Origin of the sequence: Streptomyces sp. GC420 (genome assembly GCF_009916105.1) — a bacterium.
GTDB lineage: Bacteria > Actinomycetota > Actinomycetes > Streptomycetales > Streptomycetaceae > Streptomyces.
In genome coordinates, this window is record NZ_JAAAXQ010000064.1 from 1 (window position 1) to 26,736 (window position 26,736).

The window sequence follows — 26,736 nt, forward strand, 5'->3', positions numbered from 1 at the left end:
GTGTCACCCGCCCCTCGCCGCGGTCGAGCACCGCCTCGACCCTGCCGTCCGCCAGGGTCCGGGCCAGCAGGTCGCGCACCGGACCGGCACAACCCGCCCGCAGGGCCGAGACCAGCACTCCGTGCCGGATGGCGCACTCCCTGCCGGTGCGCCGCAGCACCTCCGCGAGATTGGCGCAGCCGCCCCTGAGACGGCCGTCGCCCGGTCTCACGGGCGCGCGCAGCGCGTGCGGCACGGGGTCGCAGGCGAAGACCGAGCGCAGCGCGACGACCGTCTGCTCCGCGGCGGCGAGGACCTCCCGCTCGCCCTTCGTACGGCCCGCGACCCGCAGCGGCAGCAGCGCCGTGCCGAGCCGGTCGTCGGGCAGCGGCGCGCGGGTCACGCCTGCCGGGCCGCCGGTGTGCCAGGCGGCCTGCACCCTGCTGCCGCGCGGGTCGCGCAGGGCCGTGGCCAGGAGGGTGCGTCCGCCAAGGGTCAGCCGCTCGCCTGCGATACGGAGGGCGGGCTCGGCCTGTACGGCGAGGTCGAGGTGTACGTCGCCCGCCGGGCCCGCGACCGTGCATCCGATGCGGAATCCCCTGCGGCCCTGCGCGTCGGGCCGCGCGCCCTCCGGCACGCATGCGGCCGGGTCGGGGAACGCCTCTCCGAGTGCCGCCCCGCCGGCGAGCCGCGCCAGCGCCTCGTACGCCCGCAGCAGGGTGGACTTGCCGCTGCCGCTCGGTCCCGCGAACAGGGTCACGGGGGCGAGGGGGAAGACCGCCGCGCGGTGCGAGGCGTAGGCGGAGAGCCGTAGTTCGGTGACGGCCGGACGGTCGTGTCCGGGCGCCACGTCTGCTCCGCGGCCACGCCCGGCGGCCGTGACGGCGGAGCCGACCCTTCCGGAAGCCGCCGCGGCGGAGTCGTCATACCCGGGCCCGCAGTCGGCGGAGGCACCGTTTCCTGAGCCGGAGCCGGGAGAGCCGTCCGGCTCACCGTTCCCAGGGCCCGGACCGGGACGGGGTCCGGGGCCGCCCGGGCCGCCGTCCGTGGCGGTGCGGGCGGTGGTGGGACCGTGCCGTCCCGCAGGTGCGCGGTGGCCCTCGGGCAGGGGGTGGTCCTCGGGTACGGGGTGGCCTTCGGGTACGGGGTGGCCTTCGGGTGCGGAGGGCCGCCGTGCTGCGGCGACGGAGCGCGCACCGCCGACGAGGTCGCGGGGACTGGTGGTCATGGACCGGACGGTATGCGGCGGCCCGGGCGGCCCGGGACGCCGAACCGTTCCGGCGTCGCCGCCTTCCTACGATCGGGCGACCGTGTGCACCATGGTCGCGGTGGCCTCAGCCCCGCTCACCTCGGTGTCGGCCGGCGACAGCAGGAAGACGTTGCGGTCCACACGGTGCATGGAGCAGCCGAGCCCGAACACGACCCCGCTGCTGAAGTCCAGCACACGCTTGGCGACTTCGGTGTCCGCGCTGGTCAGATCGAGGAGCACGGGAACCTGCGCGACGAGGTGCTCGGCGACCTCGCGCGCGTCCGCGAAGATCTGCACCCTCAGGACGACGAAGCGGCGCTGTCCGGCGCCCTGGTCCTGGGGCACGCTCTCGTAGTCGGTCCGCGACGACCAGCCGTCGTCGCGGCCGCGCAGCGGCACGACGTCGGCGAGGCCCTGCCACTGCTCGTCGCTGAAATGACGGCTGTTCAACGACCCACCTCGTCCGTACGGGCACTCAGTTTCTGCATCACTCAATGATGCCCTGTGTCACCCGTTCGGCCGACGACCGACACGAATTCCGCCGGGTTCGCGGCCTGTTGCCGGGTTCGCGGCCTGTTCCCGCGGTGTCCCGCCAGGCCTACGGCCTGCCCGTCTCCGCGCGCCCCGGTTCCCGGCTGAGCGCTCCGGGCCACCAGGCGGTGCGCCCGATGTCCCGTACGAGGGCCGGGACCAGCAGGGACCGGACGACCAGGGTGTCGAGCAGGACTCCGAAGGCGACGATGAACGCGATCTGGACGAGGAAGGCCAGCGGGATCACGCCGAGCGCGGCGAAGGTCGCCGCGAGGACCACACCGGCGGAGGTGATGACGCCGCCGGTGGCCGTCAGACCGCGCAGCACGCCCTGCCGCACACCGTGCCGCAGGGACTCCTCGCGCACCCGGGACATGAGGAAGATGTTGTAGTCCACGCCGAGTGCGACCAGGAACACGAAGCCGTACAGCGGGACGGACGCGTCGGTGCCGGTGAACCCGAAGACGTGCTCGAAGACGAGGGCGGAGATGCCCAGGGTGGCGAAGAAGTTGAGGGCGACGGTCGCCACCAGGAGGACGGGCATCAGCAGGGAGCGGAGCAGGCCGACGAGGATCACCAGGATGATCGCCAGCACGACCGGGACGATCAGGCCGCGGTCGCGTTCGGCCGTGTTCTGGGTGTCGTACCGCTGGGCTGTGTAGCCGCCGACGAGCGCGTCCGCGCCGGGTACGGAGTGCACGGTCTCGCGCAGTTCGGCCACGGTCCGCCGGGCGGCTTCGCTGTCCGCGGCGTCGCGGAGGGTTACGTCGACGCGCACCCGGCCGTCGACGACGAGCGGTTCGCCCCCGCCCGGCCGGCCGGACGCGGCGACGGGGGCCGCCGAGGCGACGCCGTCGACCTCGCGGGCCGCCGCCGAGACCTGCTCGACGCGGTCGGCGTCGGCGATGACGACGGCCGGGTTGCCGGAGCCGCCGGGGAAGTGCTCGCTCAGGGTCCGCTGGGCGGCGACGGACGGGGCGTCGCCCACGAAGGTCTCGTCGAGGGGCACGCCCTTCGAGGTGAGGGACGGGGCGAAGGCCGCGCAGACGAGCAGGCCCACGAGGGCGCCGCCCCACACCTTGCGCGGCGCCCGGTCGACCAGCGCGGCGACACGGGTCCAGATGCCGCTGCTGCCGGACCTGCCGCCGGCCGGCCGCGGCCTGGCCGGCCAGTACGCGGCGCTGCCGAGCAGGACCAGGACGGCAGGCAGGAACGTCAGGGTGGTGATCACGGCGCACACGATGCCGATGGCGCCGACCGGGCCCAGTGCCTGGTTGTTGGTGAGGTCGCTGATCAGCAGGGCGAGCAGGCCGAGGGCGACCGTCGCGGCGCTGGCGACGATGGCCCCGAAGGACTCGCGCAGCGCGGCCCGCATGGCGGCCTGCCGGTCGCCGAGGGCGATGAGTTCCTCGCGGAAGCGCGCGGTCAGCAGCAGCGCGTAGTCGGTGGCGGCGCCGATGACGAGGATGGACAGGATGCCCTGCACCTGGCCGTCGACGCGTACGACGTCGTGGTCGGCGAGGACGTACACGATGGCACTGGCCAGGGCGAGCGCGAAGACGGCGCTCACGATGATCACGAAGGGCAGCAGCACGCTGCGGTAGACGAGCAGCAGGATGACCAGCACGGTCACCAGCGCGACGCCGAGCAGCAGACCGTCGACGCCCGCGAAGGCGTCCGAGAGGTCGGCCTGGCTGGCCGCGGGTCCCGCCACCTGCGCGGTGGTTCCGGGGACCTTCCCGACGGCGTCCAGGACGCGTTCGAGCGTGGGCCGGAGTTCGTCGCCGAGGTCGGGGGCGAGCTGTACGACGCCCTGGAGGGCGGCGCCGTCCTCGGAGGGCAGGGCCGGGGACGCCTTCCCCACCACGCCGGGGGTACCGGAAAGGGAGGCGAGCGCCTCGGTGGCGGCGGTGCGCTGCTCCTCGCCGAGGGTGCCCGACGCGCCGTCCGCGCCGTCCGCGCCGTCGCCGTCCGCGGCACCGTCCCGGTCGCCGTCCGCCGTCCACACGACGATCGCGGGCAGCGTCTCGTCCTGCTGGAACGCGCGCTGCGCGTCGACGACTCTGGTGGACTCCGCGCTCTCCGGAAGGAACGCCGCCTGGTCGTTGGTGGCGACCTCGCCGAGCTTGCCCGCGTACGGGCCGAAGGCACCGCCGGCACCGAGCCAGACGACGAGCAGGACGACAGGGACCAGCCAACGGGCCCATCGTGGGGTGGTGGACATCGCTCTCCCGAGAACACTGCCTACGTGTCTCAATCAGAAACAATCTCAATGATTGAGAAGTTGCTTGTGGATGATAAATGACTGCCGGGTGCCGGCCCGGCAGCGGCCCTCTGCGCTCGGGATCTTCCGTACCCGCCCTCCCCGGACGGGCACTCCCGCACCCGCACGGTGCTCTTTCGTGCCTGACAGCGCGTACGGATGCACATGGATACACCTGAACGCACATGGATTCCCTGGATGCCCACGAGCCGGCCCGCGCCCGGGCAGACCGGAGCGGGACGGCGCGTGCCGGGGCGGGACGGCGCGTGCCGGGGCGGGACGGCGCGTGCCGGGGCGGCGTGAGGTCAGCCGTTGGGGGTGCGCAGGCGGGAGAGTTCCTCGTTCATCGCGCCGAGGAAGCGCAGGACGACCGCGAGTTCCTCCTCGCCGAAGCGGGATCTGGCCTTCTCGGCCGCCTCGGCGAGCGGACGGAAGTGGACGCGGGCCGCCGACTTGGCCTCGGCCACGTAGTGGAGGTGGACCACACGGCGGTCCGGGCTCTCGCGGACCCGGCGGATGTGCCCGGCCCTTTCCAGGCGGTCGAGGCAGGCGGTGACGGCACCCGAGGTGAGCCCTAGGTGCTGCCGCAGCCGGCCGGGGGTCAGCGGCTCCTCCGCGTCCAGGATCGCGGCCAGGGCCTGGACGTCGGTGGCGTGCAGGCCCCGCTCGCCGGCGAAGCCGTGGATCAGCCGGTTGATCTCGCCGTTCATGCGGCGCATCTGCACCGCGAATGCCTGGAGGTCCGCAGGGTGATGCCCGGACCGCGTGTCGCGGCCGTCGTCCGGGCGTACGCCGGGACGGTCGTCCGGACGTTCCTCTGCACTGGCCACGCGGTCAGCCTATAGAACCGGTCCGGCCCGCTCGGCAGCCGCATCCGCACGGGCCGGACGGGCGGAAGTCCCGATTGAGGGGGACGGTGAAGACAGTGAACGAACACGGAACTGCCGGCGGTGCCGGAGGTGCGTATGAGCGGTGACGGTCACGACCACGACGAGCCGGACGGCCTGCGCTGTCTGGTGACGGGAGCCACGGGATACATCGGCGGCCGGCTGGTGCCCGGACTCCTCCAGGAGGGATACCGGGTCCGCTGCCTGGCCCGCTCCCCACGCAAGGTCGCGGGCCACCCCTGGGCCGGTGAGGTCGAGGTTGCCGAGGGGGACGTGACCGACGCGGGCTCGGTGGCGCGCGCGATGCGGGACGTAGACGTCGCGTACTACCTGGTGCACGCCCTCGGCACCGGGCGCGGCTTCGAGGAGACGGACCAGCGGGCCGCGCGGATCTTCGGGGAACGGGCGCGCGCCGCGGGTGTCCGGCGCATCGTGTACCTGGGCGGGCTGACGCCCACGGGCGTACCGGAGCGGGAACTGTCGCCGCACCTGCGCTCGCGCGCCGAGGTGGGCAGGATCCTGCGGGACTCCGGCGTGCCGACGACGGAACTGCGGGCCGCTGTGATCATCGGCTCGGGTTCGGCGTCCTTCGAGATGCTGCGGTACCTCACGGAGCGGCTGCCGGTCATGATCACGCCGAGGTGGGTGGAGACCCGGATCCAGCCCATCGCCGTACGGGACGTGCTGCGCTACCTCGTCGGCAGCGCCCGTATGCCGCGGGAGGTGAACCGGACCTTCGACATCGGAGGTCCGGACGTGCTGACGTACCGGGAGATGATGCGCCGCTACGCGGCGGTGGCCGGGCTCCCGAGGCGGCTGATCGTCTCCGTGCCGGTGCTGACCCCCCGGCTGTCCAGCCACTGGATCGGGCTGGTCACCCCCGTTCCGGCGTCGATCGCCCGGCCGCTCACCGAGTCGCTGCGCCACGAGGTGGTGTGCCGGGAGCACGACATCGCCCGCTACGTGCCCGATCCGCCGGGCCGCCCGGTGGGCTTCGAAACGGCGGCGGGACTGGCCCTGCAAAGGGTGCGGGAGGCTCAGGTCGCCACCCGCTGGTCCTCGGCCTCCGTGCCGGGCGCGCCCAGCGATCCGCTGCCCACGGACCCCGACTGGGCCGGCGGCAGCCTCTACACCGACGAGCGCGAACGCCCCGTGGACGCCTCCCCCGAGGCGCTGTGGGAGGTCATCGAGGGCATCGGCGGCGAGAACGGCTGGTACTCCTTCCCGCTCGCGTGGGCGGCGCGCGGCCGCCTCGACCGGCTGGTGGGCGGGGTCGGGCTGCGTCGCGGCCGCCGCGACGCGCACCGGCTGCGGATCGGCGACTCGCTCGACTTCTGGCGGGTGGAGGAGATCGAGCCGGGCCGGCTGCTGCGGCTGCGCGCCGAGATGCGGCTGCCGGGGCCGGCCTGGCTGGAGATGTACGCGGGCACGGACGAGACCGGCCGCACCCGCTACCGGCAGCGCGCGCTGTTCCACCCGCGCGGGCTGCTCGGTCACGCGTACTGGTGGAGCGTCTCGCCGTTCCACGCCCTCGTGTTCGGAGGGATGGCACGGAACATCGCACTGGCGGCGTCCCGCACGGGACCACCGGCCGCCAGGACGGAACCGGCCGTGCCGCGTTGACGCCCCCTTCGCCGCCGTCTCCCGCGCCGGACATCCCGCGCACCGGGGTCCCGGGGCGGGGATCGGTCCCGGGGCGGGGATCGTGGGCCGGCCTCCCGCAGCAGACCTCCGCGCCGGGGCTCCTGGACGGGCCTCCCGCAGCGGACTGCCCGGCGCGCCGGCCCCGCCGTACCTCCGCGCCGGGGTCGGGCCCTGACCGGGGCCTTGGGGCGGGCCAGGCCCTGGACCCCTGGGGCTCCCTGGACACCTTGGACTCCTGGTCCCTGGACCCCTCGGCCGGCCTCCGGCGCCGACGCGCCACCGCACCAGACCTCCCGCACCGCCCTCCGCGCCGGGGCCCTGGGCCCGGGCCGGGGTTCCGTGGGCCGGGGTTCCGTGGCTCCCGGCCCCGGGCCTCCGTAGCGGCCTCCCGTGCCGGACCGGTCACCCGAACGGCCGTACTTGCCACCGCTGTGCATCCGGCCGGGACCGCCCCGCGGAAACAACCACAGGTGGCCCCGGCACCGTCCGAGCCGGCCGCGTCCGTTCCCCGTCAGGAGTTGCGCCGTGACCATCTCCGTCGTGCTGTTCACGTCCGATCTTCGGCTGCACGACCACCCGCCCCTCGTGGCGGCGCTCGAGTCGTCCGAGGAAGTGGTCCCGCTGTTCGTGTGCGACGACCGCATCGAGGCGGTCGGCTTCGCCACGCCCAATCGCCGCGCGTTCCTCGCGGACTGCCTGGCCGGCCTCGACGCCGGACTGCGCGAGCGCGGCGGGCGGCTCGTCGTCCGCCACGGCGAGATCGTCGACCAGGTGTGCGGGGTGGTGGCCGAGGCGGACGCCGACGCGGTGCACATGGCGGGCGGCGTCACCCGGTACGCGCAGCGGCGCGAGGAGCGGCTGCGGGCGGCCCTGGAGTCGGAGGGACGCCGACTGCATGTGCACGACACGGTGGTCACCGCGCTGCCACCGGGGGCGGTCACCCCCTCGGCCTCCGACCACTTCGCGGTGTTCACGCCGTACTTCCGCCGCTGGGCACAGGAGCGGCTGCGCGACGTGCTCGGCGCGCCGCGCACCGTGCGGGTCCCGGAACGGATCGTCTCGGGGGAGGTGCCGTCCCGCGCGGCCGTGACCGGCGTCTCCGAGGCGCTGGCCGCGGGCGGGGAACGGACGGGCCGACGCCGGTTCGCGGCATGGCTGCGCGACGGCCTGCCGGCGTACGCGGACCGCCACGACGACCTGGCGGGCGACGCCACCTCCCGGCTCTCGCCGCACCTGCACTTCGGGACGCTCTCCGCGGTGGAACTGGTGCACCGCGCAAGGGCGGTGGGCGGCCCGGGCGCCGAGGCCTTCGTACGGCAACTCGGCTGGCGGGACTTCAACCACCAGCTGCTCGCCGCACGCCCCGAGGCGTCGGTCGACGACTACCGGCCGCGCGGCGACCGCTGGCGCACGGAGGAGTCGGCCGCGGACGAGATCGCGGCCTGGAAGGAGGGCCGCACCGGCTACCCGGTGATCGACGCGGCCATGCGCCAGCTGCGCCACGAGGGGTGGATGCCGGGCCGGGGGCGGCTGCTGGCGGCGAGCTTCCTCACCAAGACGCTGTACGTGGACTGGCGGATCGGCGCCCGGCACTTCCTGGAGCTGCTGGTGGACGGGGACATCGTCAACAACCAGCTCAACTGGCAGTGGGTGGCGGGCACCGGCACGGACACCCGGCCGAACCGTGTCCTCAACCCGGTGGCGCAGGCCAAGCGGTACGACCCCGAGGGCGCGTACGTACGCCGATGGGTACCCGAACTCGCCTCCCTCACGGCCCCGGCGATCCACGAGCCGTGGAAGCTGCGCGGGGCCGGGCGCGCCGCCCTCGGTGACTATCCCGGGCCGGTCGTCGAGCTGCCCGAGGGGCTGGCCCGCTTCAGGCGGGCCCGGGACCGGGGGTGAGGGCGGCTCTCGAGGTGCTGGTGGGGGCGGGTTAGGGTGCCGCATGCCTCTCGCGACGACCACCGGCCCGTCCGGCCCGTCCAACCCGTCCCGCCCCAGCGCGTCCGACGCGTCCGGCCCGTCCAACCCGTCCGGCCTTTCCGGCCTGTCCGCCCTGGACGACCTGCCGCTCCTCACCCGCACGGAACACGACGGCACCTGGCCGCTGCTGCTGTGGGTGCCGGACGAGGCCCGGCGCATGGCCTCCAGCGCGCTCCTCGGCGGCGGCATCGGCGAGCGGAAGTGGGTCCTCAACGCCCAGGTGACGCCCGGCTACCGGCGTATGGACCCGGCGGCGCACCTGGCTGAACTGGCCACGGGTCTCGGGGCGGCCGGGCCCGGTGTGGGGCTCATGACGGCGGCCTTCGTCGCCGACCGCCGCGCGGCGGCCGACGGCGGCGTGCGCGCCCTGGTCACCGCGGGCATCGGTGTCCGCGGCTGGGCGGCCGAGCCCGCCCCCGGACTGGCGGGCCCCCCGCACGCGGGCACCATCAACATCATCGTGGACGTTCCCGTGGCCCTTTCCGACGCCGCGCTCGTCAACGCCGTCGCCACCGCCACCGAGGCCAAGGTCCAGGCACTGCGCGACGCCGGTATCGACGCGTCCGGCACCCCGACGGACGCGGTCTGCGTCGCCGCCGCGCGCCCGTGCCCCGGCACGCCGCCCGAACCGTTCGCCGGCCCGCGGTCGGTCTGGGGTGCCCGCATCGCCCGCGCCGTCCACCGCGCCACGTACGAGGCATGCCTGCGCGCGGAGCCGCACGCCCGGCAGGACGCCCGGCAGAACTGAGCCCGGTACGCGGGACCGCGCCCGTAGTACTGCCCACGGGAGCGGTGCGTCATGCGGCCGGCCTCACTCGCGCCGTGGGAAGAGGCCCTGAGGGAGGTCGGTCCGTTGACCGGGCCGGCGGCGCGGAAGGTCGCGGTCCGGGCCGTCGGGGAACGGGAGGCGCCGTTGGGACGCTGCTCCGTAAGGCGAAGGCGCACCCGCCTGCTGTCGTCGACGAGTCGGCCGCCCTCCCACCGGCCGCCCGAGGGCCCGGCGTTCGGAAGCGCGCAAAGATGGGGGACACACCCCCATGCCCCGCATTCCGGTACCCCGCCATGATGGAGCCGTCCCGGAGGTACGGCTCCGGGCACCGGACGGAGGGGGTGTGACGGTGGAGAAGGACGTGCGCGGCGCGGAGCGTCCGGAGCGTCACCGCCCGGTGGCCGGTCCGGTGGCGGGTCCGGTGGGAGTGGCGCAGGTTGAGGGTCCGCTGGACGGTCTCCGGTCGCGCCCGGCCCGGGAGCCCGGCGCATGCCCGCAGGAAACGGCGGGCGGCCGCCCGTGGTTCGCCGGCCAGTGGTGGGCCCCCGGGCTCGTCGACGAGAGTCCGGCGCGCACCCCGGACTGGGCCGTCTTCGCGCAGGACGCGCTCTCCCTCGCTCCGGAGCGGGCGGCGGTCCCCGAGGAGGACCACCCCGGGCTGAGCGGCTTCGTGCGGGTGGTCGCGCCGTTCACCGCCTGCGCGGGCGAGCGGATGGAGCGGGCGCTGCCCGCCGGGGTGCGCGGCCTGGCCGATGTCACCGCCGTACGGGCCGACTTCGAGCGGCACCTCGGACTGCGGCTGGCCCGGCTCGCCGCGCGGACCCTGGTGCTGGAGCTCCACAACGCGCGTACGTCCGGCGGGCTGGCCGGCGAGGACTCCCGGGCGCGCTTCCGTGACTTCCTGCGGCGCACCGCGAGCCGGCACGGTCTCACGACGCTGCTGGCCGGCTATCCGGTCCTGGCCCGGGTGCTCGCCCGGGCCGCCCTCGACTCCGCCGACGCCCTGGCCGAGATGCTCGGCAGGCTGGCCGCGGACCACGCCGCCGTACTGGCCGGACCGCTGAGCGCGGCACGGAGCGGGGCGGCCACCACGACGCCCTCCGCGCCGCCTGCCTCACCCCCCGTCTCGGTACCTGTCTCGGCACCGGGGCTGCTGACCGGTGTCGATCTCGGGGCCGGGGACAGCCACGGCGGTGGCCGGAGAGTCATGCTGCTGCGCTTCGCGAACGGCTCCCGGCTGGTCTACAAGCCGCGTCCGCCCGCGCCGCACCGGCACTTCAACGAGCTCGCGGCCTGGTTCGGCTCCCTGCCGGGCACCCCCGACCTGCGCACGCTCACCGTGCTGGACCGGGGGCGGTACGGCTGGGTCGAGTACGCCGAGGAGCGCCCGTGCGCCTCGCCCGCCGAGGTCGAGTCCTTCTACCGGCGGCAGGGCGCGCTGCTGGCCCTGCTGCACGTGCTGGACGGGACGGACCTGCATCACGAGAACCTGATCGCCTGCGGTGAGCACCCCGTCCTGGTCGATGTCGAAACCCTGTTCCATCCGCCGCTGCCGACCGCGTCCTCGGACGATCCCGCCACCCGCGCCCTGCACGGATCGGTGTACCGCGTGGGTCTGCTGCCGCAGTTGCTGGTGGGTGACGAGAGCGCGCTCGACCTGTCGGCGGTGGGCGGCGGCCGGGAGGCCGTGTCGCCCCTGCCGCGCGCCGACTGGGCCGACGCGGGCACCGACGAGATGCGTCTGGTGCGCCGGGCCGGCCGGTTCGGAGAGTCGGCCAACCTGCCCCGCCTCGACGGCGAGCCCGTCGCCGCTGCGGACCACACCGAGGCGCTGTGCGCCGGGTTCCGGGCCGGTTACGACGCCATCAGCGAGGCCCGCGAGGACCTGCTGCGCCCGGGCGGGCTGCTGGAGCGGTTCGCCGGGGACGAGGTGCGGGTGGTGGCCCGCCCCACCTGGATCTACAGCACGCTGCTCGACGAGTCGACACACCCGGACCTGATGCGGGACGCGGCGGAACGGCACAAGGTCCTCTCCCTGCTGCGCACCGGCGAACTCCAGCCGTCCGCCTTCCCCGGCCTGGAGGACGAGGAACTGGGCCAGCTGTGGGCGGGGGACGTGCCGCTGTTCACCGCCAGGCCTGACCGCACCGGGCTGTGGGGCGCGGCCGGTGAGCCGCTTCCCCCACTGGCGGAGCCGGGCCTGTCCAGGGCGATGGCCAAGGTGGTCGCGCTGAACACCGTGGACCGCCAGGACCAGGAATGGATCATCCGGGCCTCCATGGTGACCAGCTCCCCCGAGCCCGCGCACCGTCCTTCCGGCAGCCGCCGCACGCGGACGGCCGCCGCCGCGCCGGAGCCCGAACGGCTGTTGTCGGCCGCCCGGTCGGTGGGTGACCAGCTCGTCTCCCAGGCGTACCGCGGCACGGCCAGGACCAACTGGATCGGGCTGGAACTGCTCGGCGAACGCTACTGGCGGGTGGGGCCGATGGCCGCCGACCTGGCGGGCGGCTACGCGGGTCCCGCGCTCTTCCTGGCCCAACTGGCCGTGCTCACCGGGGCCGACCGCTACGCCGAGACCGCCCGCGCGGTCCTGGCGCCGCTTCCCGGGCTGCTGGACGCCCTGCACGAGCGGCCCGGTGATCCGGGCGCGGTCGGCTCGGGGGCGTTCAGCGGACTCGGTGGCATCGCCTACGCGGTGGCCGAGGTGGCGCGGCTGCTGGACGACCCGGGAATCGGCGAGTGGGTCACACCCGCGCTGCGGCTCGCCGGTGCGGCCACCGGCTCCGAGCGGGAGCCGGGTGTGCGCGGCGGTACGGCCGGAGGTCTCGTGTGTCTGCTCACCGGGCACCGGGCGGCGGTCGGCGCCGCGGGCGGTGGTGGCGACGGCCGCGCCGGCGGCGACGGCACCGCGAACAGCCGTACCGAGGCCTGGCGCGCCGCCGCGCAGTGCGCGGACCGGCTGCTGGAGGCGGGCCCGCCGGAGGAACCCGGTTTCGCGGAAGGCGCCGCCGGCGTCGGCTGGGCGCTGCTGCGGTTCGCGGAGGCCGGCGGTGGTGAGCGGTACCTGCGCGCGGGACTCGCGGCGCTGCACGCCGCGGTGGGCTCCCGTGCCCTGGCACGGTCCGGGCCCAGGTCCGAGCCCGTGCCTCGGTCCCGGTCCGGGGCCGGGTCCCGAACCCGCTCCGGGCACTGGTCGTGGTGCCGGGGCCGTACAGGAGTGGCGCTCGCGATCGTGGACAGTCCGGCGGCCCTGGCCGATCCGTCTCTAGCCGCCTGGGCGCGGGAGACCACCGCCGAGCTGTGCCGGGCGGAACCCGCGCCCGACGACAGCCTCTGCCACGGTGAACTCGGGGTTCTGGAACTGCTCGGCCACGACTCGCTGCCGGTGGCGCGCACGCACTGGGTGCGGCGGGCGGGCGCGCTGCTGGTCTCGGCGGAGGAGGCCGGACCGCGCTGCGGCACTCCCGGCCGGGTACCGCACCCCGGACTGCTCACCGGGCTGGCCGGAATCGGCCACGGCCTGCTCAGAGCCGGGTTCCCCGACCTGATCCCCCCGGCGCTGCTCCTCGGAACGGTGCCCTGACCGCACCCCCCTCCACCGCAACACCGCAGCACCGCACCACTTCTTGACCATCTCAGTCACCCGTTCGACCACGACAGGATGAGGCAGGGAAGATGCAGATCAGCGAATCGGCGACGTACATGGGCGGCAACACCTCCGACGAGGCGGTCCAGGATCACCCCGCGGGGCAGGTGACCCTCGCGGTCGGCGGGGCCCTGGGACTGCGGAGCAGACTTCTCAGCTCCACTCAGGGGAGCGCCGGTTACACGAACGACTTCCCCTGGACCACGATGACGTCCCCCGCCTGAGCGACTCGCCGGCCCGAGCGACTCCCCGGAGAACCTCCCCCGCCCGAGGAACTGCCGCGCCCCGGGATCCGGCCCCGTCTCCCTGGTCCTCCGCGCCCTGCCACACGGGAGGACGCTCCAGTAACCTGCGCACATGCGTGCGACTTCGTCGGTCACCGTGGGACGCAGCCATGAGATCGATCTGCTCGGCAACGCCCTGGACGCCGCACGCCGGCGTTCGGGGCGCGCCGTCTTCCTGCTCGGTGAGGCGGGGATCGGCAAGTCCCGGCTGACCGGTGAATGCGCCTACCGCGCCTACGGCTCGGACATGCCGGTGCTGCGCGGCCGGGCCACGTCGACCGGGCTCGTCGTACCGTTCCGCCCGATCGCCGAGGCGCTTTCCTCCCGGTTCAGGGCGGCCGGCACGCCCACCGACCCCGAACTGGACCCGTACCGGCCGGCGCTGGCCAGGCTGGTGCCCGAGTGGCGGCAGGGGTCCGCCTCCGGATACCCGGAGACCGTGATCGAGCTGGCGGAGGCGCTGCTGCGGCTGCTGTCGGTGCTCGGCCGGGAGCGGGGGTGCGTGATCCTGCTGGAAGACCTGCACGACTCGGACGCCGAGACCATCGCGGTGGTCGAGTACGTGATCGACAATGTCGCGGACCAGCCGATCCTTCTGGTGGGCACCCTGCGCCCGGAGCCCGGCCCGGCCCTGGACCTCGTCCGGGCCGCCGAGCGAAGACAGACGGCCACCGTGCGCGAACTGGCCCCGCTGGCCGACCAGGACGTACGGCTGATGACCGCCGCGTGTCTGGAGACCGGCCCGGACGACGTGCCCGCGAACGCCCACCGGCAGTTGTCCGAACGGGCGGGCGGCAACCCCTACCTGGTCGAGGTCCTGCTGGCGGACATGCTCGACTCCGGGCAACTGGTCCGTACGGAGGCCGGCTGGAGTCTCTCGGAGCGTCCGGGCCCCGCCGTACCCACCGGGATCGTCCGCAGCTGGGCCCGCAGGCTCGAGCGTTTCGACGAGCCCGTACGCGAGTTGCTGCTCGTCGCCGCGGTTCTCGGCAGCCGGTTCTCGGTGAGCCTGCTCCAGACGGTGACCGGATTCGACGACCGGGCACTGTTCTCCCACCTGCGGTCGGCTACGGAGGCGGGGATCATCGCCCCGGACGGCGCGGCCCCCGACCGGTACACCTTCCGCCACGCGCTTACGGCCGAGGCGCTGGTCGCGTCCCTGCCGCCGGCCGAACAGGCGGCGCTGGCCCGTCGCGCCGTCGCGTCGATCGAACAGGCGGGTGGGGAACTCAGCGAGGACGGACGCCAGTTGGTGGCGACGCTGTACCTCGCGGCAGGCGACCGCGCTGCCGCGGCCCGGCAGTTCGCCGAGGCCGGCCGCCGGGTGCTGGCCTCGGGAGCATCGGGATCGGCCGTCGTCCTGCTGGAGCGCGCGGCGGCGCTCGCCGCCGACGAGGACCAGGCCGCCGTCACCGCGTCCCTCGCCGTCGCCCAGGCCGAATCGGGCCGGCTCGACGCGGCGTTCGCACTGGTCAAGGGACTTCCACCGGTTCCCGCGGGGTCCGAGGCCGCGGAGCAGCGGGCGGAGGCGCACATCAGGATCGCCTGGGCCTCGGTCATGGCGGAGCACCAGGAGGAGACGGCGCATCAGATCCAGGCGGCCCGCGCGCTGCTCGGCCCCGCACCGCGCCCCGGCCGGGAGGCGGCTCTCGCCGTCGTGGAAGGCCATCTCGCCCTGCTGCCGGGCCGGGGCAGCAGGCCGGAACTTGCCGGGGCCGAACGGGCCGCGCGGCGTGCCGCGGCCGTCGCCGAGGACCAGGGCCTGCCCGAAGTCGCCTGTCAGGCCTGGCAGTTACTCGCCCTGCTGTCCCGGGAGCGCGGCTTCGACGAGGCGGACGCCTGCCTGGAGCGGATGCTCGCCGTCTCCGAACGGCACCGGCTCGCGGTGTGGCGGGTCGAGGCGCTGGTCCGGCTGGGGGCGAACGCCTTCATGCGGACCGGGGACGCGGCCCGGCTGGAGACGGCCCGGTCGGCCGCCCGTGAACGGGGAGCGCTGGCGCTGACCCAGACCGTGGACGGTCTCCTCGCCATGAACGCCGTGATGTGCGGCCGCTGGGAACGCGCGCAGGAGATCATCGACCGCTCGCTGGACGCCAGCGCGCGGGTGCGCAACCTCTCGGCGCACCGCTATCTGCTGCTGGCCGAGGCGACACTGGCGGCCCACCGGGGCCGGAGCCGGGAGCGGGACGCCTGCCTGGCCAGGTTCCGCCGGGCGGGCGGCGAGGAGTCCCTGCTCGTCCCGCTGCAACGGGGCATGTGCCGGGCGGTCGGGGCCCTGTTGGAGGAGAACCGGGAGCGGGCGCTGTCCGATCTCGACGCGGCGCTGGAGTGGGAGCTGGAACACCCCAGTTTCTTCTACCTGAGCGGGCGCTACGGCCTGCGCCCGCTGCTGCGCGTCCTCGTCGGCGCGGGCGGCCGGGAGGAGTACGGCGCGGCCGCGTCCTCGCCCGGGGCGGGGCTGGCCTGGAACAAGCTGTTCCTGGGTGCGGCGGAGGCCGTGCTGCTGGGGCGGGAGGGCGACCCGCACGGTGCGGTACGGGCGTTGGAGGCCGCGGGGCGGGCCGGTGGCGCCTTCCCCATGGCCCGGCACCTCGCGCTCAGACTGGCCGCCGAGGCTGCGCTCGCCGACGGCTGGGGCGAGCCGGTGGCCTGGCTGCGCACCGCCGAGGAGTACTTCCACAGCGCGGGCGTCCTGCCGGCCGCCGCGGCCTGCCGGGCGGCGCTGCGCCAGGCGGGCGTGAGCGTGCCCCAGCGCCGTGACGGCCGCGACCGCATTCCGGCGGCCCTGCGCGCCAGCGGGGTGACGCCACGCGAGTACGAGGTCTTCGTCCTGCTCGCCGAACGGCCTGGCAACCAGCAGATAGCCCGGCGCCTGTCCATATCGCCGCGCACGGTGGAGAAGCACATGGCCAGCCTGCTGAACAAGACGGGCCGCCACGACCGCTCCGCCCTGTGCGACTTCTCCGCGGAGTGCGCGGCCGACCAGGCCTGAGGCCGGTGGGGCGGGGCCGACGGGGAACGGCACCGGGGGTTGCCGTGCGGCCGCGTCAACCTGGGGGCCCGGGCCGTCATTGGGTGGGGAGCAGGGGAAAAACGTACGGGTCCGGCCCGAACAGGTGGGGTTCGGGACCGGAACATACGGGCCGAGCACCGATGTGCGGGACGGACGTCGGCGCGAGCATCGAAGCCGTACACCAGCCCAGCCGCACAGCCGTCGCCGCGCGCCCGCCGCGGCACGCACCACGGTCCCGGAGGTTCGCCATGCCACGTTCCCTCCCGCGCACACCACGTCCGGGCACGGTCCGTTTCTCCCTCCTCGGACCGCTGTCGGCGCACCTCGACGGTGTGCCGCTGCCCCTGGGGCCCTTCAAGCAGCGGGTGGTACTGGCCATGCTGCTGAGCAGGCCCGGCACCCCGGTCCCCGTGGACACGCTGACCGACGCCGTCTGGCCGGAGACGCCGCCGCGCACCGCGCGCAAGAACCTCCAGGTGTACGTCAGTTCCCTGCGGACCCTGCTCGGCCCCGGGACCGGCGCGGCCGGCGGTCCGGGCAGGGAGCGGCTGGTCCACGACTGCGGCGGCTATGTGCTGCGGGTGGCCGAGGAGGAACTGGACACACTGCGGTTCCGTGCCCTCGCGCGGGCCGCCGACGGACACGAACCGCACACCGCCGCGAGGCTGCTGCGCGAGGCACTCGGCCTGTGGCAGGGTCCGCCGCTGCACGATCTGCGCCGGTCACCGCAGGTCGAGGCCGAGGCGGAGCGCCTGGAGCTGCGCTGTCTGACCGTTTACGAGGACTGGGCGGAGGCGGAGATAGCGCTGGGCCGCGCCGCTGCGGTCGTCGACGGCCTGCGGGACCTCGCCGAGCGGCACCCGCTGCGCGAACGGCTCCAGACGGCCCGGATGTCCGCGCTGCACCGCTCCGGGCGGCAGGCCGAGGCACTGGCGGTCTACGACGACTACCGGCAACTGCTGGCGAGGGAACTGGGGTTGGAGCCCGGCGGCGCCATGACAGCGGTCTACCGCTCGGTGCTGGGCGGGAACGCCGCCGTCCCGCGCACCGCCGTGTCCGCCCCCGCGCCGGCCGCCCGGCGCACGGTCCTGCCCGCCGACGCACCGGACTTCACCGGGCACGGGCAGGAACTGCGGGAACTGCTCGACGCGCTGGGCGGGGACGGCTGCGGGGCGGTGGCGGTGTCGGGCCCCGCCGGGTCGGGCAAGACGGTGCTCGCGGTTCGGGCCGCGCATCTGCTGGGCGACCGGTTTCCCGACGGCCGGTTCTTCGTGCCGGTGAGGGACGAGCGCAGCGACCCCCGGCCGCCGGCCGAACTGCTCGGCGAGCTCGCCCGGTTGACGGGAGCACCGTGTGCCCGGCGAGGCCGCGGGGACACCGGCGGGCCCGACCCGGAGGACTGGCGGAACTGGCTGGCCGAACACCGGGCGCTGGTCGTGCTGGACGACGTGCCGGACGAGCGGTCGGTACGGGCCCTGATCCCCGGCGCGGGCCGGGGCCGCCTGGTCCTCACCGCGCGCACCCAACTGGCGGGTCTGGCACCGGTGCACCGGATCGCCGTACCGCCGCTGACCCCGGCCGAGTCGCTCGACCTGCTCGGCCGGCTCGTCGGTCCCGGCCGGGTCCGCGTGGACCGCGAGTCGGCGCTGCGCATCGCGTACGGCTGCGGGCTGCTGCCGCTGGCGGTACGGGTGAGCGGTATGCGCCTGGCGGTCCTGCGGCACCTGCCGCTGTCCGAGTTCGCCGCGCGGCTCGCCGACCCGTCCGGGGCGCTCGACGAACTGGCGGCGGGCGACGTCTCGGTACGGGAGCGGCTGGCCCTCGGGTGGCGCGACCTGCCCGCCGGGAGCGGCCGGGACCTGGGGCGGCTGGCCGCCCTCCCGGGGGAGGGGCCGTTCACCCTCCCCGAGGCGATGGCGGCGCTCGGCTGCGGCGAGCGGCAGGCGCTCCGCGCGGTGGAGGCACTGATCGACGCGGGGGCGGTGAGTTCGCCCGACAGCGAGGTCACGGCGCACGCGGCGCTGTACGAGGTGCCACGGCTGATGCGGCTGTACGCCCTGGAGCGGATGGGCGACGGCGGCGCCGACGTACCGGCCGGGGACGAGCACCCGGCGGGCCGTACCATCCTCGCCGGCGTGCCGGTCCCAGCCGCGGCGGTGTGAACGGCCCCGCCCAGCCCTTGGGCCCGGCTGACCGGCACCGGGCGATACGGCCGTCGATTCCGCGCACCGATCCGAACCCGCAATCAGCGTCGGCTCCGGGGAGACCCGAGCCGGAGGCCTCGACACCGTGGTCCGGCCCGCGGACGGTCCCCGGCCGAACCGCGATCCCGCTGCCGCCGCTCCGCCCCGCACGGCGCGCGACTCGGACCGTGCCGGACCAGGGAGTCGGCCGGCCACCCGCGCGGGGCCGGCCCACGGAGTCGGCCGTGCCCGTACGGACCTGGCCGGCTCGGTCGTTGCCGAGGGTCTGGACGGCGGGTGCGCCGCCGGTGGCGGCGGCCCCGGGCCGTAACCGGCCTGGCCCGCGCCGGTAGCGGCCGGCGTCCCCCACACCACGCTGTTCGCGGTGCAGCGGCGGTCGGGCGGCCCGGACGGGCCCATCGGTCGGCCGAGTGGGGGGCGGGGCGCTCCGTGGCATCCCCGTCACCAGGGCGGCCCGGTGGGCGAGCGGGGGCCGAAACGCGCCCGGAGTGGTCCGGAAAGGCCCGACGTGTCCGTGCCCGGTTGGGAAGTGACTCGCCGGCGGCCCGGTACGGGGGCGCCCCTGCTTCTTTCCCCAGGAGGCGGGCTGTGCCGTACCGCGAGCAGGGCTGTGGAGGTGTGGGTGTGTCAACTGAGCGCTCTGCATGGTTGTGTGAGGCGGTGGTGCCGGAGATGCTGGCTTTCGCGGGTCACGCGACAGTCGGAAGACGGGGGAGTCCATGGCCGCTGTGCCGGGGAGCGACGTCCTTGAGGCATCGCAGGTGCGGATCTGCTCGGCTGCTGGCGACGTGGTGGGCGCCGGTTTCCTCGTCGCCGCCGATGTGGTGTGCACGTGCGCCCACGTTGTCGCCCGGGCGCTCGGGCTGCCTGAAGCCGCGGGTCGGGTGTCCGGCAAGTCGGTGGACCTCGACTTCCCGCTGCTGGAGCGCCGTCCGCGGGCGCGGGCGACCGTCGTGTCCTGGCGGCCTGGCGGCACGGACGTCGCGCTGCTGCGGCTCGACGAGCCAGTCGAGGGTGCTCGGCCGGCGCCGCTCGTGGACGGGACCGGCGTATGGGGGCACCCGTTTCGGGCGCTCGGCTATCCGGCGGGCGCCGATCGCGGAGTGTGGGCCTCGGGCACGCTGCGCGCCGGACAGGGCTCGGGTTGGCTGCAGATGGAGGCTCATGAGCCGGGGCCACGCATCTCTGAGGGGTTCAGTGGGGCGCCGGTCTGGGACGACGCGCAGGACGGCGTCGTCGGGATGACGGTCGCGGCGCACCAGGGCGCGCGCACCGCGTATCTGGTGCCGTCGGCCGAGCTGGTCGACGAGGTGACGCTGCGGCCGCGCTGCCCGTTCCAGGGGCTCGCGGCGTTCACGGAGGATGACGCGGAGTTCTTCCACGGCCGCGACAACGACACCGCCCGTGTGCACACGGCCGTGCGCAGGCGGCCGCTGACCCTGGTGGCGGGGCCCTCTGGTTGTGGGAAGTCGTCCCTCGTTCGGGCAGGGGTGCTGCCCCGCCTGCGGGCCGAGGGGATGAGCGTGTCCGAGCTGCGGCCCGTGCCCGGGGTGCGGGCGGCCACCGTGCTCGCCCGGGCGCTGACCGGCGTGCTGGAGCCGGGACTCGGTGAGGTCGAGAGGCTCACCAAGGCCGAGGAGCTGGCAGGGCTCCTACGGACCGGCGACGATGTGTCCGCCGAGTTGCGGGGCAGGATCCTCGCCCGCGGGGGAAGCGCCGGGCATGTGCTCTTCGTCGACCAGCTCGAGGAGTACGCGGGCGCCGAGCCGGATGCCGCGCGCGACCTGTTCGGGCTGCTCACGGTCCTGGCGGGCAGGGACGGCGCGGCCGTGCTGCGGGTCGTGGCCACCGCGCGGCCCGACTCCCTGGACGTGCTGGTGACGGCCGGCACGTCCGGCCTCGTCAGCGACGCCGTGCAGTTCCTCGCACCGCTGGCCGGCGACGCCCTGGAGCGGGCGGTGACCGCGCCCGTCGACGCCGTGCCGGGGCTGTGGTTCGAGCCCGGGCTGCCGGAGCGCATCGTCGCGGACGCGGGTGACGAGCCCGGGCGGATGCCGCTGGTCCAGTTCGCCCTGACCGAGCTGTGGAAGCGACGCACCCGCTCGATGCTCACCCACGCCGCCTATGACGAATTGGGCGGCGTCGCGGGCGCCCTCGTCACCTACGCGGACGAGACGCTCGCTGGGCTGACGCATGCCCAGCAGGACTGCGCCCGGCGGCTGTTCGTGCAGCTTGCCCGGCCCGGCGACGGAGACGGCTTCTCGCGCAGGCCCACCCGCACCACCGATCTCGCGCCCGAACTCCTCGGCCTGGCACGGGAGCTGGCGCCCGGCAAGCTCGTGGTTCTCTCCCAGGCACCCGGGGGTGCCGAGCAGGAGGAGATCGTCGATCTGGCCCACGAGGCGCTCACCGCACTGTGGCCGCGTCTGAGGCAGTGGCTCGTGGACTCCCGGGACTTCCGTTCCTGGCAGGAGCAACTGCGGGCTGATCTACACCGCTGGCAAGCACAGAGCGGCGAGCCCGCCCGCCTGCTGAGCGGAACCGACCTGGCGGAGGCCGACCGCAGGCTGGCCGAGCATCCCGAGGACATCTCCGCCGACGAGCGCGGCTATATCGAGCTCAGCCGCCGCCACGCCCGGCGCGGTGCCCGCGTCAAGCAGGCCGCCATCGGAGCGCTGGCCGTCCTCACGGTACTTGCCGTCGTCCTGGCGTTCTCCACCTGGCAGAGCCTCCAGCGCACCGAGCGGCAGCTGCGCACCCAGGCCGCGGGTCTGCTCGCCCAGGCTGCCGAGGACCGCCCGGGCAGCGATCCCGCCACCGCGTTGCAGCTCGCCCTGGCCGCGTGGAACACCGAGCCGAACACCAAGACCCGTCAGGCCCTGCTCCAGCAGTACGTGCGCGGGCAGTACCTGACGGGTAGCCATCCGTCGGTGTGGCGGGGGCGGGTCACCGGCATGGACGCCACCCCGGACGGTCGGATGCTCGTCGTACAGTCGAAGCCCGGCGGCGGCAACCGGTCGACGATCAGCGTGGTCACGGGTGCCCTTCAAGGGGAGCCCCGGGCAAGGGAGCTGAGCGGCGTTCCCGAAGGAACGCTGCTGACCGCCGTCAGCCCGGACGGCCGCTTCTTCGCCGCGACCGCAGGCGAAGGGGTGCAACTGTGGCGGCTGAGCGACCCCAAGCACCCGGTCGGCCTGGAATCCGGCGACCACGACGTCCCCGAGAAGGCCGGCGGGACACTGGACTTCAGCAGCGACGGGAAGCGACTGCTACGCACAACGGACGACCACTCCGTGGAATGCTCCAACGGCACCCGGCGGTGCATCCCTGCCTTCGCCGAGGCGTGGCACGTGCCCTCCGGCGCCCGCATCGACGTACCGGACCGGCTCGTACCCGAGAGAGGGCTGAACGAGGCCGCGTTCACCTCCGACGCGGACACCGTCGTGACGGTCAGCGCCCTCAAAGAAGAGCTGGCTCAACGCATTGAAGTCAGAGACTTCACCACCGGCCGGCTGCGGTACACCTCCACCATCCGGAACGGCGCCGCGAGCCTGTCGGTGGGCGGTGAGACCATCGTCAGAACGAACGGGACCACCACGTACCGGCAACCACTCGGCCGCACACCCGGACGCAAGACCAAGCTGCCCATCAGCGAAACGTGGAAGCTGGACGCCACCTCGCGATACGACGTCGACGGCGTGGGGATCGTTGCCGGCCCACACGCCTCGGAAAGCGGGCGCTACGCCGAGCCGACCCTGACCGACCTGCGCACCGGACGCACCTATCGCACCCGCATCCCGACCTCGGGCGATGCTGACGCCGCGTACACCGGTGTCGCGGTGGTGCCGCGCCCGGACGGCGGGCTCACCGTCCTCGTTCCCGTCGGCACGACACTGATGGCGGTGCGGGCCGAACGGGTGGGCGGCGAACAGTTCCAGGAGGACTCGGCGACAGGGCAGTATGCCATGTCGCCGGACGGGCGCTTCGTCGCCCGGGCCACCGACCGGCGCCTGGAGGTTCTTGATGTCTCCCGCACCCGCCACCAATCGGTGCCGCTGTCACCACCGGCCGACGGGGCTGAGTGGATACCCACGTGGACGGCCGACTCGAAGCGGGTCGTGGTGTGGGGCATGGGGGGCAACCTCTACCGGTCGTATCCGGCGCAGGACCTGCGCGACAGCGTGCCGCTCGACGATGTCGTGCCGGGCGCGAAGGCACTGGACGGCGTCACCGAGTTCCAGGGCGGCGAGGTGGACAATGTCGCTGCGCTGCGGGGCGGCGAGATCGTCGTGCTGACCGTGGACGGCAGGCTCGCCCGCGTCGACGCCGCCGACGCGGCCGTGCGCACCCGGCCCTTCCTCGTCCACCCCGCACCCAACTGGGCCGGCCTCGGTGCCTCCGCCGAGATCCTCGCGCGCGGCCAGCTCATCTCCCGGCCAGGGCACCCCGGACAGGTCGCCGTGGTCACCAGGACGGGAACCCTGCGCGGTGAGATCCTGCTGTGGGACGTCCGTTCCCCCCGACGTGTCACCACACTGTCGGTGCCGCCCATCAGCGTGCCGTTGGCAATCGGCACCGAGTTCCTCGCCGGTCCGCTCGCCTTCGACTCGGACGGCTCGCAACTCGCTGTGGAGCACACCGATGGGCGGATGCGCGTGTGGGACGTCGACCGCAGGAAGCCGCTGGCCCGCAGCGTCCCCAGCAGGGCCAACGACACCCTGGTCGGGTTCGGGCCCGGTGCCAGCGTCATCACGTACCTCTGGGCCGAGAAGCAGGTCCAGGTCAACGACCTGACGGACGACGCCGCCTCGGTCACCTTGCCGGTCACGGATGGGGACGGGATCGCGGGTTCCGTGCGCAGTCACCGCCTGACCATCGAGAACGGCTCCCTGCGCCAGACCTTCGACCTGCGCCCCGACGCCCAGTTCCGCACCCTGTGCGCCGCCGCAGGGCGCGACTACACCGAAGCCGAGCGCAAGCTGCTGCCGGAAGGCACCCCGTCAGAGCCGCCCTGTGCCTGACAGGTCTCGCGGGCGCCGTGGCCGCACCGACGCACCTCAACTGCCACGAACTTGTAACCGTGTCGCTCACGGACCAACCCCGGTGCACCCGTTCCGCACAATGCTGCTCATGACCGGTTCACAGGAGTTCCAGCTCGACGACAGCACGACGGTTCGATTCCTGGTCGCGGGGGAAAACCGACCCGCCCTGGAGGAGCAAGACCTCTCGGACGGCATCGGACCGCTCGTCCCCGTGGCGCGGCGCGGGCAGGCCGTCGCCGCGGTTGCCGCCGATGTACTGCGCAATACGCTCAAGCCGCTCGGCCCCCTGGTACAGGAGGTGCACGACGCGGTGAGCGCTGGGCCCACACCGCCCACCGAGGTCTCCGTCACCTTCGGCGTACAGCTCGGGCAGGACATGAAGCTGGGGATCGTGAACGGCAGTGGGCAGGCGCATCTGACGGTCGCCGCCACCTGGAAGCCGGGGGCGTGACGGTTGCGACGGTTCTCGGCCGGGGACGCTTGCCGTGTCCGCGTATCGAGTCCCAGGCAACGTTTCGCGCATGCCCCGCCGGCAACCGCCGGGCAGTGCTGGCCGGGCGGGCGGGCTGTCAGCCCAGGGTGAGCAGGTCCAGTACCTGCGGGTCGGAGCCGACCGGTCCGGTCTCCCCCGCCCCCGCGAACAGCGTGTGCAGGGAGAGCAGTACGCCGGCGGCCCCCGTGGCCAGGTCGGCCGAGAAGCGGCGCAGCGCCGAGCCCGGAACCATCAGCCGGTCCCCGCGGGCGACCAGGTGCCAGGACAGGTTGCGCACGGAGGCGGTGACGTCGGGCATCATCCGGCCCTCGGCGAGGCTGTGGGCGACGGCGAGGAGACCGGCACGGCCGGTGAACAGGCCGGGCTGGCGCACCACTTCGTAGGCGCAGCCCTGACGCACGCCCGGCAGCAGTGCGGCGAGGACGGGGTCCTCCCGGTGGGCCAGGTACTTGCGCACCACCAGCGCGAAGCCGCCGCTGCCCTGGTCGAGGTAGAGCAGGTGGCGCTGCCCGTCGCGGACCTGGACGGTGCCTCCGGGCATGGTGACGCAGTGTCCGGCCTCCCTGTGCAGCACCGCACCCGCTGCTTCCAGCAGCCACTTCTCCCCGGTGAGTTCGAAGAGTTCGAGCTGCAGCAGAGCCGCTCCGCTGAGTCCGCGCAGCAGTCCGGCCGACGGCGGGGCGGTCAGTCCCGGTACGGTCTCCCCGCGAACGAGGCAGTCGAGCCCCCACGCCGTCCGCAGTGCGCTGTCCACCAGTTCCGGATCGGGTCCGCCGGGCCCGCCGACCGCGAAACGGAGTTCGGCGAGTGCGGTGCCCGCCCGTCCGCCGAACAGATCGGCCGAGGCCGGGGCGGGAGCCGGAGCCGAGACCGGAGCGGAGGCCGCGGAGGAATCCGGTGCCGCCGCGCTGCGCACCCGGTCGAGCAGTTCCCGCCCGGTGTCACGGCGGCCGAGCCCCGCCAGCACCAGCGCGGCTCCGGGAAGCCCGTCGAACAGTCCGCCGGCGCGTGCCGGATCGCGGCGCAGTGCCGCCCGCTCCAGCCAGTCCACCCACGCGTCCGGGATCTCCTCGCCGATGACCCGCAGCGCGTGGAGGACTCCGGCGGCCCCGTGCGCGGCGCACACTCCCCCGGTGCCGAACCCGGCCGGGGCGCCGGGGAACAGCCGGTCCCGCCGCTCCGGCGTGGCCCCGGCCCGCAGACCGGCCAGCAGCCCGCGGCGGATGCCGGGCCAGTCGGGTGCCGGGCCGTCGAACAGCCGGGTGACCAGGGCCTCCCCGTCCTGTCCTTCCTCACCCTCCGGAGCGCGGTCGAGCAGCGCGGGATGTGGCGGCCCCGCGTCGGGTCCCAGGCCGTACCGGTCGCGGGCCCAGCGTTCGATCCGCACCGCCTTGCGCCGGTCGTGCCCGGCCATTTCGGTGAGCGGCATGAGCATGTGCAGCCACGTGGCCCAGAGCGCGTACGCGTCGGCCTCGGCGCCCGGTGTGCCGGGCGGTGCCTGCATGCCGACGGCCCCCGCGAAGGGCCGTTCGTCGTCGTCGAGGTCGGCGGCGTACTCGAAGTCGATCAGCACCACGGACCCGTCGGGCCGCAGGACGACATTGGCCGGGTGCAGGTCGCCGAAGCGCAGGCCCCGCTCGTGGACCAGGTCGAGCGCCCGCCGCAGCCCGGCCAGCACTCCGTCCACCCACGCGGTGTACTCGGCGAGTTCGGCCGGGGTGCGCTCGCCCCGTACCAGGGGATAGCGGTTGACGATCTCGCGCAACAGGGTGGTGCCCTCGATGTACTCCTCGACCAGGAAATGGTGCTCCCACACCGTGCGGACGGCGTACACCTCGGGTACGCAGTCGAGTCCTGCCAGCCGGGTCAGCGCACGGTGCTCGCGGTACAGGCGCGTCACGGCGTCGTCGCCGGCGGCGTCGAGCCCGCAGTGCGGCCGCGCCTCGCGCAGGACCACCTGCTGTCCCGTCGCGCGGTGCCGCGCCAGGTAGATGCCGCCCGCGTTGGAGAACTGCAGCGCCCTGTCGACCACGTACGGGAAGTCGTCGTCGCGGGCGGCCGCGCGGGCCGCCAGATGGGGCCGCAGCTCCGGAGGGACGGTCACCCAGTCCGGGATGCGGAACACCACGGCCCGCTCGTCGGGCACGAGCCGGCCGGAGGGATGACGCAGCGCCGGGACCTGCACGCCGTCGTCGTCACGGCACCACATCTCCACGAACGCCCCGTAGCGCACGAACACCGGAGCCCGCCCGATCCGCAGGTCGCTGAGGATGTAGGGCCCCTCCCGCCCGTCGAGCGTCTCCGTCAGCTCGTCGAGCAGCCGCAGGAAGGCCGCTTCGTCGGGAGGATAGAGGGTGAGGAACTTGCCGCTGCCGCTGCGGGACATGTGCTTGTCCGACATCAGCAGCAGCGCCTGCTCGCTGCGCAGGAACTTGAAGGGCACCCGGTGCTCCAGGCAGATCCGCGCGGTGTCCGCGAGGGTGCGTTCGGCCTGCGCGGGAACGGTGGACACATGGACCTTCCAGCCCTGCTCGGCGGGGGGTGTGTCCTCGGGCCGCAGGGAGGTCCACAGTCCGTTCGCGGCGCGCAGCCAGCCGGTGGGCGGCTCCTCGCGGTCGAGGGCGTAACGGGTGCCTTCGTCGGGGAGCCGGGCCGGGGTCTCGTAGTACGTACGGTCGGCGAGGCAGTACAGCTGTGTCTCCTGGATGCCGGGCACGGCGCCTCCTTGGTCGTCGGGGAGGGGGAGGGG

The 26,736-nt window shown here is 74.4% G+C and carries 14 protein-coding genes; 9 read left to right on the forward strand and 5 right to left on the reverse strand.

Translation table 11 applies throughout. From position 1 onward, the window contains the following. From GUY61_RS11010 to GUY61_RS11025, 4 genes are all read right to left on the reverse strand, one after another. Positions 1 to 1,207, reverse strand: a 1,207-nt coding sequence (locus GUY61_RS11010) for an ATP-binding protein (protein WP_243766355.1), incomplete at its 3' end; no start/stop codon positions are given. Between the two features lie 66 nt (positions 1,208 to 1,273). Next, on the reverse strand, positions 1,274 to 1,678 hold the full coding sequence (locus GUY61_RS11015; protein WP_166629912.1) for a cell division protein SepF: 405 nt from the start codon (positions 1,676 to 1,678) through the stop codon (positions 1,274 to 1,276). Positions 1,679 to 1,826: 148 nt separating this feature from the next. Further along, the gene (locus tag GUY61_RS11020; RefSeq protein ID WP_166629913.1) at positions 1,827 to 3,983 is read right to left on the reverse strand and encodes an MMPL family transporter; all 2,157 of its coding nucleotides are present in this window, start codon (positions 3,981 to 3,983) and stop codon (positions 1,827 to 1,829) included. A 344-nt stretch (positions 3,984 to 4,327) separates the two neighbouring features. Next, positions 4,328 to 4,852, reverse strand: coding sequence for a MarR family winged helix-turn-helix transcriptional regulator (locus tag GUY61_RS11025; RefSeq protein ID WP_313896614.1), 525 nt, complete (start codon positions 4,850 to 4,852; stop codon positions 4,328 to 4,330). A 135-nt stretch (positions 4,853 to 4,987) separates the two neighbouring features. Between GUY61_RS11025 and GUY61_RS11030 the strand changes: the two genes are divergently transcribed. The 9 genes from GUY61_RS11030 (at position 4,988) to GUY61_RS11070 (ending at position 23,945) form a co-directional block, all read left to right on the forward strand. Then, the gene (locus GUY61_RS11030) at positions 4,988 to 6,532 is read left to right on the forward strand and encodes an SDR family oxidoreductase (RefSeq protein ID WP_166629914.1); all 1,545 of its coding nucleotides are present in this window, start codon (positions 4,988 to 4,990) and stop codon (positions 6,530 to 6,532) included. A 546-nt stretch (positions 6,533 to 7,078) separates the two neighbouring features. Continuing rightward, positions 7,079 to 8,455: a deoxyribodipyrimidine photo-lyase gene (locus GUY61_RS11035; protein ID WP_166629915.1), complete on the forward strand. Its 1,377-nt coding sequence runs from the start codon at positions 7,079 to 7,081 to the stop codon at positions 8,453 to 8,455. 43 nt (positions 8,456 to 8,498) lie between these two features. Beyond that, complete coding sequence (locus GUY61_RS11040) at positions 8,499 to 9,284, forward strand: adenosylcobinamide amidohydrolase (protein ID WP_166629916.1); 786 nt, start codon at positions 8,499 to 8,501, stop codon at positions 9,282 to 9,284. Positions 9,285 to 9,573: 289 nt separating this feature from the next. Then, the gene (locus GUY61_RS11045; protein WP_398955039.1) at positions 9,574 to 12,888 is read left to right on the forward strand and encodes a type 2 lanthipeptide synthetase LanM family protein; all 3,315 of its coding nucleotides are present in this window, start codon (positions 9,574 to 9,576) and stop codon (positions 12,886 to 12,888) included. A 92-nt stretch (positions 12,889 to 12,980) separates the two neighbouring features. Then, positions 12,981 to 13,175, forward strand: coding sequence for a hypothetical protein (locus GUY61_RS11050; protein ID WP_166629917.1), 195 nt, complete (start codon positions 12,981 to 12,983; stop codon positions 13,173 to 13,175). A gap of 133 nt (positions 13,176 to 13,308) precedes the next feature. Beyond that, entirely contained in the window at positions 13,309 to 16,227 is a 2,919-nt protein-coding gene (locus tag GUY61_RS11055; RefSeq protein WP_166629918.1) for an AAA family ATPase, read from the forward strand. A gap of 269 nt (positions 16,228 to 16,496) precedes the next feature. Further along, positions 16,497 to 18,410 (forward strand): AfsR/SARP family transcriptional regulator, encoded by a 1,914-nt coding sequence (locus tag GUY61_RS11060; RefSeq protein ID WP_166629919.1) that lies wholly within the window; start codon positions 16,497 to 16,499, stop codon positions 18,408 to 18,410. 761 nt (positions 18,411 to 19,171) lie between these two features. Beyond that, positions 19,172 to 23,473: a serine protease gene (locus GUY61_RS11065; RefSeq protein ID WP_166629920.1), complete on the forward strand. Its 4,302-nt coding sequence runs from the start codon at positions 19,172 to 19,174 to the stop codon at positions 23,471 to 23,473. Positions 23,474 to 23,582: 109 nt separating this feature from the next. After that, positions 23,583 to 23,945 carry a CU044_2847 family protein gene (locus GUY61_RS11070; RefSeq protein ID WP_166629921.1) on the forward strand — a complete coding sequence of 121 codons (363 nt, stop codon included), beginning with the start codon at positions 23,583 to 23,585 and terminating at the stop codon, positions 23,943 to 23,945. A 118-nt stretch (positions 23,946 to 24,063) separates the two neighbouring features. On the opposite strand, the gene lanKC is transcribed toward GUY61_RS11070, so the two are convergent. Next, positions 24,064 to 26,703 carry a class III lanthionine synthetase LanKC gene (gene lanKC, locus GUY61_RS11075; protein ID WP_166629922.1) on the reverse strand — a complete coding sequence of 880 codons (2,640 nt, stop codon included), beginning with the start codon at positions 26,701 to 26,703 and terminating at the stop codon, positions 24,064 to 24,066. Between the last annotated feature and the right edge of the window lie 33 nt (positions 26,704 to 26,736).

Excerpts from the sequence above, each read along its gene's own strand:
- GUY61_RS11020 (WP_166629913.1), bottom strand. The coding sequence starts at position 3,983 with ATGTCCACCACCCCACGATGGGCCCGTTGGCTGGTCCCTGTCGTCCTG.
- GUY61_RS11030 (WP_166629914.1), top strand. The coding sequence starts at position 4,988 with ATGAGCGGTGACGGTCACGACCACGACGAGCCGGACGGCCTGCGCTGT.
- GUY61_RS11040 (WP_166629916.1), top strand. The coding sequence starts at position 8,499 with ATGCCTCTCGCGACGACCACCGGCCCGTCCGGCCCGTCCAACCCGTCC.
- GUY61_RS11045 (WP_398955039.1), top strand. The coding sequence starts at position 9,574 with ATGCCCCGCATTCCGGTACCCCGCCATGATGGAGCCGTCCCGGAGGTA.
- GUY61_RS11050 (WP_166629917.1), top strand. The coding sequence starts at position 12,981 with ATGCAGATCAGCGAATCGGCGACGTACATGGGCGGCAACACCTCCGAC.
- GUY61_RS11055 (WP_166629918.1), top strand. The coding sequence starts at position 13,309 with ATGCGTGCGACTTCGTCGGTCACCGTGGGACGCAGCCATGAGATCGAT.
- GUY61_RS11060 (WP_166629919.1), top strand. The coding sequence starts at position 16,497 with ATGCCACGTTCCCTCCCGCGCACACCACGTCCGGGCACGGTCCGTTTC.
- GUY61_RS11065 (WP_166629920.1), top strand. The coding sequence starts at position 19,172 with ATGGCCGCTGTGCCGGGGAGCGACGTCCTTGAGGCATCGCAGGTGCGG.
- GUY61_RS11070 (WP_166629921.1), top strand. The coding sequence starts at position 23,583 with ATGACCGGTTCACAGGAGTTCCAGCTCGACGACAGCACGACGGTTCGA.